The sequence below is a fragment of the Nocardia sp. NPDC005745 genome, from assembly GCF_040630775.1.
In the GTDB taxonomy this organism is placed as follows: Bacteria; Actinomycetota; Actinomycetes; order Mycobacteriales; family Mycobacteriaceae; genus Nocardia.
This window is the reverse complement of sequence record NZ_JBEXYF010000043.1, coordinates 1-17,305: the sequence shown is the minus strand read 5'-3', so window position 1 is coordinate 17,305 and position 17,305 is coordinate 1. Positions and strand designations below refer to the sequence as shown.

The window sequence follows — 17,305 nt, the reverse complement described above, 5'->3', positions numbered from 1 at the left end:
TACAAAACGGCGCGGCCGGGCGTCTGGTGGGTGAGCCAGTCGAGAGGGAACAGGAGCCACACCATGGCCGGTACATCGCAGAGCACGCCCGGCGAGACCAGTAGTAGCGACCACCGCCCCGCACCCGCTACCGAGGCGTTCGTCGCCCATCGGAACCTCCTGTTCACCGTCGCCTACGAGATGCTCGGCTCCGCGGCCGACGCCGAGGACGTCCTCCAGGAGACTTGGCTGCGGTGGGCGGGCGTCGATCTCGGCATCGTCCAGGATCAGCGCGCGTATCTGGTCCGGATCGTCACCCGCCAGGCCCTCGACCGGCTGCGCGCGCTCGGCAGGCGCAGGGAGTCCTACGTCGGCCCGTGGCTGCCCGAGCCGCTGCTCACCGCGCCCGATGTGGCCGAGGACGTCGAACTGGCCGACAGCGTGTCGATGGCGATGCTGCTGGTACTGGAGACCTTGACGCCGATCGAGCGCGCGGTGTTCGTCCTGCGCGAGGTGTTCGATCTGGCCTACGACGAGATCGCCGAGGCCGTCGACAAGAGCCCGGCCGCGGTCCGCCAGCTCGCGTACCGGGCGCGGGCGCACGTCGCCGCCCGCCGCCCACGCGGAGTCGTGTCGGCGACCGAGACCCGCAACGCGCTCGAGGCGTTCCAGCGAGCGATCGAAACGGGCGATCTGCAGAACCTGCTCGACATCCTCGCGCCGGATGTGGTCCTGCTCGGTGACGGCGGCGGCGTCGTGCAGGCCACGCTGTCGCCCGTCGTGGGAGCCGACAGGGTGGCCGGCGTACTGGCTGCCGGATTGGGCAGGCTGGCCGCGTCGTCAAGGCAGCCTGCGCAGGTCAACGGCTATCCCGCGCTGATCATCCGGCAGGACGGCGAGATCGACACCGTCCTGGCGCTGCGCATCGACGACGGACTCGTCACCGGGCTCTACGCCGTGCGCAATCCCGAGAAACTCTCCCGTATGCAGCGCGAAACCGCCCTGTGCCGCTGACGTCGGGACCGGGCGCACCGGCCGCCGCTGTTTCCTGGTGATGTGTGACCGGCCGGTCTGCGGGATCGTTGATCGCCACTGCTGTTTTCATGAACGGGCCACTCCCGCCATGACCAGCTGAAGATAGGCATCGTCGGTCTCGCCCGTGCCGAAGAACTGGGTGAGCGCGGCGTGTTCGATCGCTCCGCGTTCGGCGGCGTGCACCAGGCCGAGCGCCGCCTCGCTGACCTGGGGACCGGGTTCGTCTTCGACCAGCGCGGCGACGATGGCGGCGGCGCTCTCCGTGCTCCACACACCGGGTATAGCCGCGGCCACGTCGCCGGCGGCCGGTGCGGCCCCGCGGTACCACCGGCCCCGATCCCACCAGTAGCAGAAGGACAGCAGACCGACACCGGCTCGCGGGTTCAGCAGCGGATTCGCCACCCATGCGGGCGCGCCCGCGTAGAGGTCCGGCATGGGTTCCGCGGCGTTGTAGACGGCGTCGAGGACGGGATCGTTCCACACGCCGCCGGACAGCACCGCCCGGTCGCCGGGCACGATCCAGAGCGATGAGCCGCTGCGCTCGGCCCCCTCGAACAAGCCGAGCGAGGGCAGGACCCGCGGCCCCAGCGGGGAGCCGACCGCCACGAACGCCGCTGACAGCACCGCCCAGCGCGCCACCAGCACCGGCAGCGCGGGCAGACCGTCCTCCACCACCGCCGCGCCCGGCTCGGCCCGCGCCGCCGTCTCGGCGGGGCGCGACTGCCGGTCGGCATGCCCGATGTGGGCGGCGAGCCATACCGGGAGCCGTTCGCGCGGGAAGGCTTCTAGATCCGCTCGATAGACCTCGGGCGGGAAGAGGTGGTCGTCGGGAAACGGTTCCTCGCCGAAGTCGTAGTCGGTGCGCACTTCACCGGACGACGACACCAGCAGCATATACCGCCACCAGGGACCTTCGGGCAGCGCGGCCGACGCCTCCCGGTGACGGCGAACCAGCGCCAGCACCTCCTCCGTCGGCAGGATCTGCACCGGACGGCCCTGCTCGTCGGTGGCGACGACCGAGGCAAGCTCGGCGTCGGCCGTCAGTACGAAGACCGCGTGGATCTCGTGGCCGCCCTGCGGCGCGAGCGCGGTCAGCGACGCGGCGATCCGGCGGCTCGCCGCATCCGGCGGCGTGGGTCCGCCCGCGGACGGCTCGGTCACGGCGTGGTACCTCCTCGATCGCGGCGCGGCTACCACCGCGAGGGAAACCAACGGTGTTGCCGACAACAGGTTTTCACCATCGGTCGATCGATCCGTGCTGCGCGGGAGCAGAATTCGCTTGCGCGTCGATGAAGGTTCAACTTGTTGCGGTGTAATCCGATGACGTCGACCGCCGAGGAGGCGAGCTGTGGGGAGCAATCCGAGAGGGCGCTTCGGGGCCACCGCGGAGCAGCGGTGACCCTCTACATGCCGGACGGGTTGCAGTGGCTGGCCTGGGTGGCGGGCACGACCTGGCCGGAGGGTGACGAGGACGCGGCCTGGGCGGCGTCGGAGGCGTGGAAGACGGCGAGCAAGGAACTCGAAGCGCTGCTCGCGGGCATCGACGAAGCGAAGCGGGTCACGGTGTCGGCCTACCCGGAAGGGGAAGGCGGCGCCGCGATGGGGGCACGCTACGACGTCCTGCGCACCGGGGATCAGTCTCTGGAAGCGCTGGCGAAGCTGATGAGCACGGTCGGCGACAGCGCGTTCGACATGGGCACCGAGATCCAGGCCACCAAGATCACCGTCATCGTGACCCTGGCCTGGCTCGCGCTGGAGATCCTGTGGGCATGGCTGTTCCCGCCGACGGCGCCCGCGGTGGAGGCGGCCGCGATCACCACCACCCGGTCCTTCCTCAAGGTGTTCGAGGACTTCGTGCAGAAGATCATCACGAACATCGCCGCGCGCCTCGGCGCACCGACGGTCAAGCGGCACTTCTGGACCCGCGCGGTGCAGCTGCGGCCGGTGCTGCCCACGGCGAAGGGGTACGGCGTCTACGGCACGCGGGCGATCGAGGCCGCCGCCATCACCGGAACGATCAACGGAGCGGTGCAGATCGGACAGCTCGCCGACGGCAAGCGCCGCCACTTCAACGGCGGGGAGTTCGGGCTGTCCATCCTCGCCGGTGTCGCGGGCATGATCCCCGGCCGTGAGGTCGGCCGGTATCTCGGGAAGGCCATCGACAAGGCCGCGGGCAAGAACCTCGACAACGTGTTCGGCCGGGTGGGCCGGGGCGTCGTGATCGGCGGCGTCTCCGGCGCCGTCGGCACCGCGTTCGGGAACGTGGCGGCGGGCGCGGTCACCGGCGACTGGTCGTCGTTCTCGTCCGGTGCGGGCTGGGTCGGCGGCATCGCGCGCGGTGGCATGGTCGGCGGGGCGCGGGGCGGATTCGCCCTCGGCACCCCGATTCCGCCGGGACGCGGGGACATCCGCTCCTATGTGTGGATGCCGAAACCGTCGACCGGCAATACCGGACGCCCACCGGTCCAGGACGGATCGTCCACCGGCACGAGCGGGAGCAGGGCGGGGTCGACGGCCACCGGTGCGTCGGCGAGCGTGCCATCCGGGCGCCCGTCGCCCGCGCCGTCCACGGTCGCCGGTTCCACCGGTACTCCAGCAGGCCCGGCACCGCACCCCACCGGCTCCACGGCCGGCGGCTCGCGCCCACCCTCCGAGATCGGCGGCGGCGCGTCGACCCATTCGGGCCGCGGTGACGGCGTCTCGTCCTCGAGCGGCTCCGGCCATAGCGTGTATCACGACGCCACCAGCCAATACAGCGGAAGCGGGCAGTCCTCGCGACCCGCCACACCCGACAGTGTCTCGTCCTCGAGCGCTTCGGGCCATAGCGTGTACCACGACGCCACCAGCCAATACAGCGGAAGCGGGCAGTCCTCACGACCCGCCACACCCGATAGCGTCAGCACGGGATCGGGCCATACGGTGTATCACGAGGCGGCGGGCACCCATTCGAGTTCCCCCGCGGGTTCGACCTCCGGCTACTCTACCGGCGCTGGTCAGTCCGGCCATTTCACCGGAAGGCCACCTACCTCGTGGGAGTCGTCGGTGGACGGCTGGGGCTCGACCGGAGGGCCGCAGCCCGGCAACACCGGATCGGGGCTTCCCGGCGGCGCGCCGCTTCCACCCGCCCCCGGTCCGATGCCGCCCGCGACGCCCACCACCAGCGGGCACACGCCGTCCGCCACGCCCGGTGGTGGCCCGCGCCCGGCCGGATCGCAGGTGACGGGTGGTTCGGGCACGCACGGGAACCCGATCGCCACGGGCGCCGATGAACCGTTCCTGGGTGAGGGCAAGGACGTCCGCGGCAAGCCACGCCCGAAACAGTGGCCCTCCGTGGAACCGCTGCCCGGCCCCTTCACGCCACCTGCCGGCGGTGCGTCGGAGCCGAAGGACTGGCTGCCCGGGGCCCCCTCCCCCGGAGCCGGTGCGCAGGCCGCGGAACCGCAGCAAGTCGATGTTCCTTTCACCCTCTAGACCGCCGACATCGAAGGGAGTGCCATGGCCGACCGAGTGGAGGTCGATCCGCAGCAGCTGCGCCGGGCATCGGAGCTGACCGCGGAGTTGTCGACGAAGGTCGCGGCGACCGCCGAGAAGCTCCGGAACACCCTGGCGGGCATCGAATCCGACGCCACCACGATGCCTTGGGGAAACGACAAACGGGGCAAGAAGTTCGCGCAGGGCGAGAAGGGCTACCAGGCGGCGCGTAAGAACCTGCTCGACGGCGCGAGCGGTGCCGCGCAGACCTTGCACGACATGTCCGAGGGGCAGCGGGAGGCCGCGGACTCGCTCACCGGCACCGACCATGCCTCCGGCGGGCAGTTGGGGAAGTGAGCGGCACATGGTGAACGAACGCCTGCGCGCGGATATGGCGACGATGCTCGAGGGTCTCGGCGAGCAGTTCCGCGGGATCGCCGAACTGCAGAAGCGGCGTTCGCTGCTCACGGCCACGGTGACCGCGTGCGACAAACGCATCGAGGTGACGGTGAACGCCGACGGCGTCCTGATCGCTACCCGATTCGCCGACGACGTCCTGGATCTGAGCCTCGACGAGATCGCCGAGAACATCACCGCGGCCGTGCAGGCGGCGGCCGCCGAGGTCGCCGCGCGCGGCAGGGAACTGATGACGCCGCTGCTGGAACGAAAGAACGCGCTGCCGAAGCTCTCCGAGATCGTGGAAGGCGCACCGGATCTCGGCTCGCTGATGCCTGCCGCGCCCGACCCGCCGCTGACGCCGCCCGATCCGGCGCGCTGGCCTGTCGATGATCCCGGCGCCCCTGGTCCGCGGTCGGTGGTCGCGGACAACGACGACTGACGCCGCACCGGCAGTGGACAACCGAAGGAGCGGGGACCCGATCCCCCGCGGAGGAAAGTGACGATGGCCCTCGAATCGAACACGTGGTCCGGACTGGAGAACCAGGCGAAGGCGGGGTATCTGAAGTTCGACCCGGCCGACGCCCTCGCCGCGGCCAAGGCCTGCGCCGATCTGGTCGACGACCTGCTCGGCATGGCGGCCGCGGTGACCGACCTGCGCCTGAACAATTTCGCGCCGATCGGCACGCTGACCTCCGGCGCGCAACTGGCGATGGCGTTCACCACCAAGGGTTCCCGCCTGCACACCATCCTCGGCGACCACGCGAAGATCGTCACCGACATGGGCGAGACCTACATCGCCGCGGGAAAGTCGTACACGAAGACCGACGGCGATTCCGGGGACACTTTCAAGGCGCTCAGCGCGCTGAAGATGCCCACCCGGGCGACGCCCTACACGCCGGGCAAGAAGGCGCCCGGTGCTCCCGACGCCGAATTCGACAAGCCCAGCGGCGGTATCAGCTGGAAGGACGAAGACGGGCACCTGCACGTCGAGAAGGCGAACGCCGAGAGCTTCCCCTCGTCGCTGAAGGACTACCAGGGTGCGAAGGATCCCGGTGTCACGGCGAACATCGAGAACAAAGACAGTCTCAGTTTCACCGAACTGTACGAGCTGGGACGCGATCTCGATCCGCAGCCGGTTCTCGCCGCCGCGGGTACCTGGCACAGCCTGGCCAACGATCTGCTCGGCAAACTGAACAATTTCGTGACCGTGATCTCCGCGGGGACCGACGCATGGGAGGGACAGGGCGCGACCGCGGCCGCCGAAGCGGTTCGCGGTTACTCCGACGGGATGCAGCCGCTGATCACCTCCATGATCGCGATGAGCCAGAACCTGGATTACACGGCGCAGTGGCTGCATCTCACCAAACTCAGCATGCCCGCGACCTCGGATCCCGGTGACTGCTGCCCTGGCAGGGTGACCCGGCGCTACCGCGACGAATGGCAGAAGCACTACGGCGAGGGCATGAAGAACACGGTGTCGGTGATGCCGGTGGTGAACGGGCCGATCGCCGCACCGCAACCCTCCGGGGGCCAGGGACAGAATCAACCGGGCAACACTCAGAACCAGCCGGGCGGCAATCAGAACACCCCCGGGAGCGATCCGAACCGGCAGGGCCGCCAGCAGCCGGGTGGCGGCGGGCAGCAATCCGGCTATGGCGACCAGGGCACCGGCGATCAGAGCCCCAGCGCGGATTATCAGGCCGGTTACGAGGAGGGCTACCGGGAAGGCCTGGAGGCCGGACAGGGGCAGGCCGGCTCCGAGACCGCGGGTTCCGGCCCTGGCTCCGCGGCCGGTCCAGGGGGTGACGCCCAGCCGGCGGGCGCCTCGCCAGGCAGCCGTGGCGGCGGCTCCCTGCCCGCAGGCTACGACGCGGCGGAAACCGGTTCGCAGGCGGCGGGCGGCCCCACCGGCAGTGGATCCGGGTCCGTGCCCGCGGGCCTGTTCGGCGGCGCCGCGGGATCCCAGGACAGCGCGGCGCCCGCGCGTTCGTCCGGCGGGTCGGGAAGTTCTTCCTCACCCCGGGGCGGCGGGTCGCCGGGCGGGCAGCCCGAAACCGCCACGAGCAGTGGCATGCCCGACGTTCCCTCGCTCGGCGCGGTCCCGCTGCCGCGCATGTCCTCCGGCACGGGCGGCTCGCCCGGCGGCGCACCGGCGGGATCGCGCGGCACGGCTTCCGGGGCGGACACGGGGTCCCTGGAGGACGCGCTGGCACGGGCGACGGGCGCGGACCCCGCGCAGGTGCGGTCGGTCCTGGACAATCTCCCGGGCCTGTTGAACGAGGACACGCTGTCGCAACTGACCGGGCTGCCGCCGGAGCAGGTGCGTTCGATTCTGGACAGCATCCCGGACGTCGTCGACGAGAACGCGCTGTCGAAACTCAGCGGTGTGGACCCGGCGGGGGTGCGCTCGGTCCTGGAGAACCTCCCCCGCGCGCTGGACGAGCAGGCGCTCGCGGCGGCGACCCGCACGGACGGGCCGTCGGCCACCGGGGCAGGTCTGGCACAACAGGACACGGCGGCGGGTGCCGCGGCGGGGCAAGGCGCCGGTTCACTCGCCTCGGCGGGCCGGGAGTTCCTCGGACAGCTGGGCAAGGCGCTGACCCAGGGGCTGGAAAGTCTCACGCAATTCGGGAGCACGCTGCCGGGTGCGGAGAAACTACAGGACCTGTTGCGGCAGTTCGATCCGGATGCGCTGGCGGCCGCGGCCGGGCACGCTCCCGTCGATCCCGCGGGCGGGAGTGGCGCGGGCTCCGGCCCCGGGGGCACAGGAGCAGGAGCGGAGCCCCAGCTGTCGGAACACCCGACGCAGCAATCCCGTGCCGCACATCTGTTTCCGCGCGCATCGCTGCCCGGCGCCGAAGCGCCGCTCTATCCCGCCGCAGCGGCCGGTGCGCGGCAGGACGGTATGCCCGCGGGCGCGCCCATGATGGGAGCGCCCAGCGCGGCGGGTGGCGCCGGACAGGGCAACACGACCCACAAGCCCGCCAAGTTCCTGCAGTCGAAGGTGCATCTCGATGACGCCATCGGCGCCGTGCCCGACCGGGTGAAGCCGGTGATCGAGTCGTGAACGGCACGTGGGAATTCACCGATCTGGAGTTCAACCTGCTCTGCGAGGAGGTCCGGCAGGGCGAACTGCCCGCCCCGTTCGTCTTCACCAGCCGCACCCGGCTGGAAGCCGACTACGAGCAGGAGAAAGCACAGGTTCGGCAGCGGCTGCGCCAACGGCTCGACCACGACCTGGACGCCCTGGCGGGCGCGCTCGCCAAACCGGACGTCTTCCTCGTCGCGCACGCCTGGAACGACCAGGATTTCGGCAATCCCGAAGCGCGCACCCGGGTGCACGCGGTGCGGCACCGGGCACGCGGTTACGTGATCACCCAGCGGCCGGCCGAAACACTCGCGCACAGTGGCGGTTTCGACGCCTTCGAGTGCGATCCGCACGCGCTGGCCGACACCGTGGTCGGACTCCTCCCCCGGTCCGGGGCGGGCCGGCTCGACGACATCCGCCTCTCGCTCCCGGCTACCGAGCCCGGGCCCGAGCCCGAGCGCCCCGCCGCTACGATCTCGGACAACGACGATCCCGACGACGACGCGTTGCGCAGCGCCACATTCTTCGACACCGCCGCCGTCAGCACCGGCATCGTCAAGGTGCTGCAGGGCCGCTCGAAATACGGACCCCGCGGACGTGTCGAAGCGGGCCTGCTGTGGCGGGACCTCCCCGACGACGGACGCTACGTGATGCCCCTGGACGACCCGGCCCCGGTCGCCACCGCCATGGGCAGCGACCGGCTGGCCCTGTGGGTGCGCGACCGCATCGAGGAGATCCTCTCGCGGATGGATTCGCACATGGAAACCGAGGAGTGATCCGGCGCCGTCGCACCTGCCCCGGGCGGCTCGACGATCGCTGAGCCGGATCCGGCGGGCCACCGCGCCGAATCAGCCGGAGTCCTACCGCTCAGCGCCAGGCCCCCGGCCACCTGTCCGGTCTCTCGGCCGGAACGAACCGATAACGGTTCTGTCGTGCGGGTCGGCAAAGCCACCCCGCCGCCGGTCGCCGGTGGAATGCTTCGACCGCGGACGGTCGGTCGACTGCTCGTGGCGCACGGCCACCCGCCACGAACCGCCGGAATGGCCGGTGGCACAACGGGAAAGGCGGGAACCATGCAGATCACAGTGCTCGGCGGAACCGGGCGGATCGGCTCGCAGGTGGTTCGGAAACTGACCGCCGCCGGGCACGAGGCCGTCCCCGCGGCGATGTCCACCGGTGTAGACCTGATCACCGGGAAAGGCCTGGACCAGGCACTGGAAGGCGCCGAAGTCGTGATCGACCTGGCGAACTCGCCGACCTTCGACGAGGCGTCCCTGGACTTCTTCCGCACCTCCATGGACAACCTGCTCGCCGCCGGACAGACCGCAGGTGTCCGCCACCAGGTCGTCCTCTCGATCGTGGGAGTAGACCAGGTGCCCCAGCTGGACTACTACCGGGCCAAGACCCTGCAGGAGGAGCTGCTCCGGCAGGGGCCGACGCCGTACTCCATCGTTCGCGTCACCCAGTTCTTCGAGTTCATGGACGCGGTGCTGTCCTGGACCGCCGACGGCGACACCGTTCGCCTGCCCGCCACCCCGATCCAGCCGATCGCCGCCGCGGACGTCGTGGACGCGGTCGTCGAGGTCGCCACCGGCGAGCCTTTGCTGGGAATTCGTAACTTCGCGGGTCCGGACGTCTTCACCCTCGACGAACTCGGCAGGCTCACCCTGGCCGCCCGGCACGACGACCGGACCGTCGTCACCGACGACACCGCGGGCATGTTCGCCGCCGTCACCGGGGATGTGCTCACCGCGGGGCCGGACGCGCACCTGGCATCGACGCACTACCGGGATTGGATCCGAGAAGCGCACTGAATCCCGTTACGCCACCGAACGGCGTCTCGCGGCGGCATAACCGGGCCCCGGCTCATTCGCCCGCTGACGTCGCCATGGACATCGCCCAGAAATCGGCGTATCGGCCACCCCGGCGCACCAACTGGTCGTGGCTGCCCTCTTCGACGATCCGGCCGTTGTCCAGGAAGACGATGTGATCGGCGCGCTGGACGGTCCGCAGCCGGTGCGCGACCAGCACCACCGTCCGGCCCGCCATCAGGCGCTCGATACCGTCGTGCACAGCCGCCTCGTTCGCCGGGTCCAGCGCGGAGGTCACCTCGTCCAGCAGCACGATGGGCGCGTTCTCGAGCAACGCTCGTGCGATCGAAACTCGTTGCCGCTCACCACCGGACAGCAGCGCCCCGCCCTCGCCGACATTCGTCGCCCAGCCGCCGGGCAGCCGCTCGATCACCTCGTCCAGCCGGGCGGCGGCCGCGGCGGCCCGCACCTCGGCGTCGTCGGCATCGGGACGGCCGAGGCGCACGTTCTCCTCGATGGTGCCGTCGAAGAGATAGACGTCCTGGAAGACGATGGCGAACCGCCGCATCAACACATCGGTGCCGATCGCGCGCACGTCGACGCCTCCCACACGCACCGTGCCGTCGTCCACGTCGTAGAACCGTGCGAGCAGTTGCAGCAGTGTGCTCTTGCCCGCACCGGATGGTCCGACGATCGCGACCCGCCGTCCCTCGGGTACCGACAGCGACACGTCGTCGATCACGGTGCGGCCGCCGTGCCGGAAGACGACGGACTCGAACGCCAGGTCGTGACCGGTCGGCGGGATCGGCCTGCGAGGTTCCGGCAGCGGCTCGGTGCGCAACACCGTGTCGAGACCGTCCAGCACGGAACGCGCGCCGCGGAGTTTGCCGCCGATCTCCGACAGCGACAGCAGCGGATCCGCGCAGCGGGCGGCCAGCACCAGGATGGTCAGGATCTCCGCCGCACCGATGTGCCCGCCGAGCGCCAGGTAGGCGCCGAGGGCCAGCAGCGCGGTGAACATCGTCTGGACCGTGAGCGTCAGTCCCACGATGCCGGGCAGCGCCGACAGCATGGCCCGGCGGGAGGCGCGTTCGAGTCCCGACAACGAATCGTCGAGCATCTTGAATCGTTCGGCGGTCCGGCCACCGGCGCGCAGGACCGGCTGCGCCTGAAGGAATTCGATGACTCTCCCCGTCGCCTCCTGCACGCGCTCGGTCCGTTCGGCATCCGCCGCGGCCATCGAGCGTCCCGTCCAGAGCTGGATCACCGCCACGACCGGTACGGCGGCCAGCGCGGCCAGCCCCATGCGCCAGTCGTAGGCGAGCATCACGGCGACGATCGTCAGCGGCGTCACACTCGCGGAGATCATCGGTGCGAGCAGATGCGCGATGACGCTCATCGCCTGCAGCACACCCTCGCTCGCGAGTACCGAGACCTCCCCGACGCGGCGTGCGGTGAACCAGCCGAGGGGCAATCGGGCCAGGCGATCGCCGAATCGGCGATAGACACCGCGCAGCAGCGTGGTCCCGACGAGGAATCCGGACAGATCGCTGCGATAGCGCAGCGCCGCATAGCCCGCGATCGCCGCGCCGAAGGCGATCAGCCAGGGCCAGGCGTCCGTGGGCGTGTCGCCGAACAGCGCCCGCAACAGCGGAACCAGAAGTGCGTAGGACAGGCCTTCTGCTATCGAAGTGGCCGTCATCATGGCCACGGTGCGACGTACGGGCCGGGCGTACTCGCGTCCCAGCACGCGCAGCAACATTCGAATCATCGGGGCTCGCCTCCTTGCGATGTCTGATCGGCGACGTTCGCGGGCCGCCGCGCGGCCGCGTTCCGCTGCCCGCTCCGTGGCCCGAACTCGCGCCGTAGCACGCCGCCGAGGGTTTCGATCGCATCGGTGCGCGCGGCTCGGTGCGATCGCCGGAATTCGGCGAACTTCCCGTTCTGTGCCAGCAGGTCGGCGGGCGTGCCGCGTTCGACGATCGTTCCGTTCTCCAGCATCACGACGGTGTCGGCGTCGGCGATGGTCTCGAGACGATGCGCGATGACCAGGATGGTGCGATCGCCCTTCAGAGTCGTCATGGCTCGGCGCACGGCCTGTTCGGTCTGCGGGTCGGCGAAGGCGGTCGCCTCGTCGAGCACGAGAACGGGTGCGTCGGCCAGCAGCGCGCGGGCGATCGAGATCCGCTGCGCCTCACCGCCGGACAATCCGGCATCGGTGCCGAGCACTGTGTCGTAGCCGTGCGGCAGCTCGAGAATCCGGTCGTGGATGTTCGCCAGCCGGGCCGCGCGCACCACGTCGTCGAGGCAGGCCCGCGGTACCGCCAGCGCGATGTTGTCCGCCACCGACGCGCGCAGCAGGCGAACGTCCTGGAAGACGAAGGAGACCATCCGGTAGAGCTCCCGGCTACCGAGTCGGCGCAGGTCGACCCCGCCCAGCAGGACCGAACCGTGGGTCGGGTCGAAGAATCGGGGCAACAGCTGCACCAGGGTGGATTTCCCGCTTCCCGACGGCCCGACGATGGCGGTGACCGTACCCGGCTCGAGCACCAGGTCGATCCCGCGCAGCACCTCGTGATCGGCGTCGTAGCCGAATCGGACGTCACGCAGCTCCACCCGGTTCCCTTGCGGTGCGACCGGGAGCGCGGGCTCCGGTAGCGACGGCACCGCGAGCACGTCCCGGATCCGGCCGACCGCGCGCCGCGCGGCCTGTAGATCGTCGAAGCCGTGACCCAGCGCCGCGACCGGAGCGGTCAGGCCGAGTCCCAGCAGCAGGAACGGCAGGAGATCCGCCGGAGCCAGGGATCCGCCTTGGATCAGGACCGTGCCGCCGATCAGCACGACCAGCAGCACGAACGGCGGCGAAAGCACCACCTGCATCGCCGCGCCGATTCCGGCGAGACCGTGCACCATGCGCAGAAAGGAGTCCGCGAAATCATCTGTGGCCGTGCGGAACCTCCGGTGGGCACGCTCGCCGGAGCCGAACGCCTTGACCACCGAGATGCCCTGCACGAACTCGACGGTCGCATTCGCGATCCGGCCCATCCCCGCGTCGAACTCCTTCTGCGCGTGCAGCCGGGCTGGGGTCATCATGAGGGGGACCAGCGCGACTGCCAGCACCACCGGTATCAGCGTGATCAACGTCAGGCGCCAGTCGACGGTGAACAAGTAGATCAGCGACACCAGCGGCACGACGAAGGCCGCGACCAGCTCGCCTGGGGTGTGGGCGATGAGCGGGTGCACGGCGTCGACGTCCTTGCCCACGATCGTCGCCAGCTCGCCGGTGCGGCGGCGGGAGAACCATCCGATCGGCACCAGGCCCAGTCGTGCGGCCAGTTGCCTGCGCAACGACAGTTGCACCCGGCTGTCGAGAAGATGTCCGAGTCCGGACGACGCGGCCGTGCACAGCAGCCGGATGAACAGCCCGGCCGCACCCGCGAGCACGATCATCCGGACATGACCGTGATCGATCGGGTTCGGCGACAACAGCGTTCGGCCCAGTTCGACCACCGCGAGCAACGGCGCCAGACCAGCGACGGCGCCGACGATCTGGAGGACGACGACGGCGGCGATACCCCCGAGGTATGGGCGCAGCAACTCCGTCGCGCTCCGCTGCGCCGAGGGTTCGGCAGCCGATGGGGGTGAGGTGGACTGCTTCCTCGCCTCGGCGAGGTCGATGGTGCTCATCGTTCTCCGGCCTTCGTCGATCACTGTGCGGCTGAATGCTTTTGCGAGCCGGTCGAGGCATCGGCCAGGGCGCGGCGCAGGACAGCGGCGAGTTCGGCGCTCTGACGCTGGGACACCTCGGCGGACAGGATCGCCTGCGACCCGTGGAATGTGCCGGGCCACTGGTGCAGCTCGACCGGCACGCCCGCCCGCAGCAGGTGCAGCGCGTAGTCGATGTCTTCGTCGCGGTTCGGGCAGAACTCGGCGGTGGCGATGTACGCGGGTGGCAGACCGGATAGATCCGTGGCCCGCGCGGGCGCGGCGTACGGTGTGGCAGGCGTGGAACCCAAGTAGTGCTGCCACATCTGAGCCACCTTCGCCCGAGTCACGAAGGGCGTATCGGTGAAATTACGCGCCGACCACGCCTGCTGCCGGTCATCGAGGACGGGTTGGTTGAGCAGCTGGAACCGGATCGGCGGCCCTTGCTGGTCACGCGCCCGCAGCGCCACCGCGGTCGCGAGTCCCGCGCCGGCGCTGTGGCCTCCGATCGCGATCCGCGCCGGGTCGATGCCGAGTTCGGCCGCGTGCTCGGCCGTCCAGGCCAGCACCGCGTAGACGTCGTCATGGGCGGCGGGGAACGGATGTTCCGGCGCCAAGCGGAAGCCCACCGAGATCACCGTCGCGCCGGAGTTCTCGGCGAGCATCGTGGCCCACGGATGTTCGGTGTCCAGATCGCCCATGACGAATCCGCCGCCGTGCAGCCAGATCATCGCGCCTCGCGCCTCGCGTGGCCGATAGATGCGGATCGGCACATCGACGTCGCCGGGCACCGTGCGATCTTCGATCCGCAGGTGCGCGGTGGCCGGTACCGGGATCGCGGCGGCCAGCTCGGCGAGGCGTTCGCGTGCGGTGACGGGGTCGCTCAGGTCGGCCGGGGGGAAGAACGAGACAGCTGCTTCGAGTTCGGGATCCAAGATCATGCCGTCGATCGTCGCGCTCACCGGGCATGCTCGGCTTCCTGCGACGGGAGTCGCTGTCTACGTGAATACGCGTACACCAAGCGCGATCGGCTGCGTCGATCGTCGTAGCCGGTCGCGCATCCGGTTCACCAATCACTCACCGCGGCAACGATGTACCGCGACAACCACCCCGACGAACCGCGGGGATCTCGTGCACACACCGCTCGTTGCCCGGGGCCGCGCCGGCACCCGGACGCGGAGGAACCCGATCGCTAAGGGGTGGGATCACTCAGCCCGGTCTGGTAGGCGATCACGACCAGCTGCGCGCGGTCGCGCGCACCCAGTTTCACCATCGCGCGGCTGACATGGGTGCGCGCGGTGGCGGGACTGAGAAACAGCGCGGCGCCGATCTCGTCATTGCTCATGCCCTGCCCCACCAGGGCCAGCACTTCGCGCTCACGGTCGGTCAGCACGGCGAGCCGGTCCTGCGCGGACTTGGCAGCCCTGCGCTGCGCGGTGAACTGGCCGATCAGGCGGCGGGTGATCCGGGGTGCGAGCAACGCGTCACCGGCGGCGATCACCCGGATGGCGTGCAAGAGCTCGGCGGGGCCCGCGTCCTTGAGCAAGAATCCGCTCGCGCCCGCCTGCAAGGCGTCGAAGACGTTCTCGTCGGTGTCGTAGGTGGTGAGGATGAGCACCTTGACCCGCTCCATTCCGGTGGCCTGCGCGATCTGGGCGGTGGCGCGTATCCCGTCCAGTCGGGGCATGCGGATGTCCATCAGGACGACGTCGGGGCGAGTGGCACGGGCGAGTTCGACAGCTTCCGCACCGGTGGTGGCTTCGCCGACCACCGTGATGTCGTCCTCCAGGTCGAGCAGGACCTTGAAACCGGAGCGGACCAGGCGTTCGTCGTCGGCGAGCAGAACCTTGATCGGAGGCGGCGAGTTCACAAGCGCGACCCGACCGGCGTCAGCGGCAATCGGGCCGTGACCTCGAACCCGCCGCCGGGACGCGGCGTCGCGTCGAGTTCACCGCCGAGCAACCGGCAGCGTTCCCGCATCCCGAGGATGCCGCGGCCGGTCGGGTTCGAGCCGCCCGCGTGCGCCGGGACACGCGCGGCGTCGCCGCGGCCTTCGTCGATCACCCGTATCCGCAAGGCGTCGATGCCGGGTTCGAGCGCCACCGTCACCCTGGTCGGGCCGACGTGCCGGATCACGTTGGTGATCGATTCCTGCACGATGCGGTACGCGGCGCTGCCCACCGCGCTGGGCAGCGGCGTCACCGGGGTGGTCTGCTCGAACGCGATGTCGAGCCCGGCGTCGCGGGCCTTGCCGACCAGTTCATCGATCTGGCCGAGACCGGGGTAGGGCTCGCGTTCGTCGCCGTCGCGCAGGACGCCGAGAATGGCTCGCATCTCCCGCAGTGCCCGCGAACTGGTCTGTTCGATGGTGCGCAGCGCTTCGCGGGCCTGTTCCGGTCGCTTGTCGAGCACGTGGGCGGTGACGCCGGACTGCACGTTGATGATGGCGATCGCGTGGGCGACGGTGTCGTGGACTTCGCGCGCGATCCGCAGCCGCTCGGCGTCGACCCGCGCCCTGGCTTCCTCGTCGCGGGACCGTTCGGCCAATTCCGCGCGCTGTTGCGCATCGGCGGCGATGACCCGGCGGGATCGGACCGACTCACCGAGGATCGTGCTGATCACCGACGCGCCGATCCGGAAGAACACCCAGCCGATGGCCACCAGCGGCTGGATGTCCGCCGCGGCGATCAGCCAGCCGAGGGCGAGCACCGTGATGCCCGCACCGGCGACCAGCAGCGATCGCCGCCCGTCGCCGTAGGCGGCGAGGGTGTACAGCGCGACGAAGAGGCCCAGATAGGAAAGCCGGTCGGGGAAGCCGAGACCGAAATAGACGACACTCGCCAGCCCCGTGATCACGAACACCGCGACCGGCCGGCTGCGACGCGCGGCGACGGCCAAGCCGCTGACGATCAGCAAGGCGTATCCGAAACCCGACACCGGTGTGTAGGCCGGCTCGAGCGGCACCGGAATCGCGGCGCTCTGCACCTGGATCACGGTGACGAACAGCGCCAGCAGGACATCCGGAAACCAGGCGGGCCGACGCGAAATCCAGGCGGACAGCCGTCGTGACACCGCCCGCAGATCCATGCCGTGAGGGTACGGCATCCCCGAGTTCGCGCGCCCCCGCGCGAGCGCGCGATCGGCTACGACGACCGACGCAGCCGATCGCCATATCCCTACGCGCATTCACGTAGACAGCGACTCCGACCGCGACGATCCTCGGACCGATCCGCCCGGGCGCGATCAGCTCCGCTGTCTCGATGGCGTGCTCGGGCGGGTCCGCGCCTGGCGGATTCACTTCCACAAATCGCCGCAGGGCAGCGTCGGCAACTCGACGTGGACGTCGTCATCGATGGTGACGATCAGCTCCGGATGGCTCTGCGCCAAGCTGGCGGCCACGCTCCTGGCCTGTTCCGCACACGCTCGGTAGTCCAGGACCAAGGCTCCCGATTCGATGTGGATATGCCGGAAGTGCTGGGGGGTTGTCATATCGACAGCACTGTTCGATCCGTGGGCGGTATCGACACGGCGCACCCCGCTTCACTTCCGGACATCGATCGCTTCGCGGTCGAGCCATGCGGCGGACCGAGCGTCCTATGGCTCATGCTTGCCGAACTCCTCATAACTCAGGACGGAATGCACTGCTCGTCCCGCAGTGCCCAGCCGCGCTACTGGCGCTTATGGCGCGGGACTCCTCCGGGAACGGCCTCGCGCTCGTCCGTGTCAGCGGTGTGGTTGGGTCATGTCCCGGTTCATGGTGGGCAGTTCGATACTGATCGGCATCCGCAACTCGGCCAGATACACCAACGCCGCCCGC

14 protein-coding genes are annotated in these 17,305 nt (G+C 70.1%); 7 read left to right on the top strand and 7 right to left on the bottom strand.

From position 1 onward, the window contains the following. Positions 1-63 precede the first annotated feature (63 nt). A complete protein-coding gene (locus tag ABZ420_RS31830; RefSeq protein ID WP_357130670.1) occupies positions 64-993 on the top strand; it encodes an RNA polymerase sigma-70 factor in 930 nt (309 codons plus the stop codon). 87 nt (positions 994-1,080) lie between these two features. On the opposite strand, the gene ABZ420_RS31825 is transcribed toward ABZ420_RS31830, so the two are convergent. Then, positions 1,081-2,175, bottom strand: a complete 1,095-nt coding sequence (locus ABZ420_RS31825) for a hypothetical protein (RefSeq protein WP_357130667.1) — start codon at positions 2,173-2,175, stop codon at positions 1,081-1,083. A 234-nt stretch (positions 2,176-2,409) separates the two neighbouring features. Here ABZ420_RS31825 and ABZ420_RS31820 point away from each other — a divergent pair, with 234 nt between their 5' ends. The 6 genes from ABZ420_RS31820 (at position 2,410) to ABZ420_RS31795 (ending at position 9,786) form a co-directional block, all read left to right on the top strand. Then, on the top strand, positions 2,410-4,485 hold the full coding sequence (locus ABZ420_RS31820; protein WP_357130664.1) for a hypothetical protein: 2,076 nt from the start codon (positions 2,410-2,412) through the stop codon (positions 4,483-4,485). Positions 4,486-4,509: 24 nt separating this feature from the next. Beyond that, positions 4,510-4,842 carry a hypothetical protein gene (locus tag ABZ420_RS31815; RefSeq protein WP_357130661.1) on the top strand — a complete coding sequence of 111 codons (333 nt, stop codon included), beginning with the start codon at positions 4,510-4,512 and terminating at the stop codon, positions 4,840-4,842. A 7-nt stretch (positions 4,843-4,849) separates the two neighbouring features. After that, entirely contained in the window at positions 4,850-5,323 is a 474-nt protein-coding gene (locus ABZ420_RS31810; RefSeq protein ID WP_357130658.1) for a YbaB/EbfC family nucleoid-associated protein, read from the top strand. Between the two features lie 63 nt (positions 5,324-5,386). Then, the gene (locus ABZ420_RS31805; protein ID WP_357130655.1) at positions 5,387-7,951 is read left to right on the top strand and encodes a hypothetical protein; all 2,565 of its coding nucleotides are present in this window, start codon (positions 5,387-5,389) and stop codon (positions 7,949-7,951) included. Then, positions 7,948-8,748 (top strand): ESX secretion-associated protein EspG, encoded by an 801-nt coding sequence (locus ABZ420_RS31800; RefSeq protein ID WP_357130652.1) that lies wholly within the window; start codon positions 7,948-7,950, stop codon positions 8,746-8,748. The genes ABZ420_RS31805 and ABZ420_RS31800 overlap by 4 nt, the downstream gene beginning before the upstream one ends. A 297-nt stretch (positions 8,749-9,045) precedes the next feature. Further along, complete coding sequence (locus ABZ420_RS31795; protein ID WP_357130649.1) at positions 9,046-9,786, top strand: NAD(P)H-binding protein; 741 nt, start codon at positions 9,046-9,048, stop codon at positions 9,784-9,786. Positions 9,787-9,838: 52 nt separating this feature from the next. Here ABZ420_RS31795 and ABZ420_RS31790 read toward each other — a convergent pair whose 3' ends face one another. The 6 genes from ABZ420_RS31790 to ABZ420_RS31765 all read right to left on the bottom strand — a co-directional run bounded on the left by ABZ420_RS31790 (position 9,839) and on the right by ABZ420_RS31765 (position 16,977). Continuing rightward, positions 9,839-11,554, bottom strand: a complete 1,716-nt coding sequence (locus tag ABZ420_RS31790) for an ABC transporter ATP-binding protein (RefSeq protein ID WP_357130646.1) — start codon at positions 11,552-11,554, stop codon at positions 9,839-9,841. Beyond that, entirely contained in the window at positions 11,551-13,470 is a 1,920-nt protein-coding gene (locus tag ABZ420_RS31785; protein WP_357130643.1) for an ABC transporter ATP-binding protein, read from the bottom strand. The genes ABZ420_RS31790 and ABZ420_RS31785 overlap by 4 nt, the downstream gene beginning before the upstream one ends. Positions 13,471-13,490: 20 nt before the next feature. Further along, positions 13,491-14,450 carry an alpha/beta hydrolase gene (locus ABZ420_RS31780; RefSeq protein WP_357130640.1) on the bottom strand — a complete coding sequence of 320 codons (960 nt, stop codon included), beginning with the start codon at positions 14,448-14,450 and terminating at the stop codon, positions 13,491-13,493. A gap of 230 nt (positions 14,451-14,680) precedes the next feature. Further along, positions 14,681-15,358 (bottom strand): response regulator transcription factor, encoded by a 678-nt coding sequence (locus ABZ420_RS31775; protein WP_357130637.1) that lies wholly within the window; start codon positions 15,356-15,358, stop codon positions 14,681-14,683. Next, positions 15,355-16,575, bottom strand: a complete 1,221-nt coding sequence (locus ABZ420_RS31770; protein WP_357130633.1) for a sensor histidine kinase — start codon at positions 16,573-16,575, stop codon at positions 15,355-15,357. Before ABZ420_RS31770 ends, ABZ420_RS31775 begins: the two co-directional genes overlap by 4 nt. A 207-nt stretch (positions 16,576-16,782) precedes the next feature. Then, entirely contained in the window at positions 16,783-16,977 is a 195-nt protein-coding gene (locus tag ABZ420_RS31765; protein WP_357130630.1) for a hypothetical protein, read from the bottom strand. Positions 16,978-17,305 lie beyond the last annotated feature (328 nt).

Coding starts and splice junctions, on each gene's coding strand:
- ABZ420_RS31830 (WP_357130670.1), top strand. CDS start 64: ATGGCCGGTACATCGCAGAGCACGCCCGGCGAGACCAGTAGTAGCGAC.
- ABZ420_RS31815 (WP_357130661.1), top strand. CDS start 4,510: ATGGCCGACCGAGTGGAGGTCGATCCGCAGCAGCTGCGCCGGGCATCG.
- ABZ420_RS31810 (WP_357130658.1), top strand. CDS start 4,850: ATGGTGAACGAACGCCTGCGCGCGGATATGGCGACGATGCTCGAGGGT.
- ABZ420_RS31805 (WP_357130655.1), top strand. CDS start 5,387: ATGGCCCTCGAATCGAACACGTGGTCCGGACTGGAGAACCAGGCGAAG.
- ABZ420_RS31795 (WP_357130649.1), top strand. CDS start 9,046: ATGCAGATCACAGTGCTCGGCGGAACCGGGCGGATCGGCTCGCAGGTG.
- ABZ420_RS31790 (WP_357130646.1), bottom strand. CDS start 11,554: ATGATTCGAATGTTGCTGCGCGTGCTGGGACGCGAGTACGCCCGGCCC.
- ABZ420_RS31785 (WP_357130643.1), bottom strand. CDS start 13,470: ATGAGCACCATCGACCTCGCCGAGGCGAGGAAGCAGTCCACCTCACCC.
- ABZ420_RS31770 (WP_357130633.1), bottom strand. CDS start 16,575: ATGGATCTGCGGGCGGTGTCACGACGGCTGTCCGCCTGGATTTCGCGT.
- ABZ420_RS31765 (WP_357130630.1), bottom strand. CDS start 16,977: ATGACAACCCCCCAGCACTTCCGGCATATCCACATCGAATCGGGAGCC.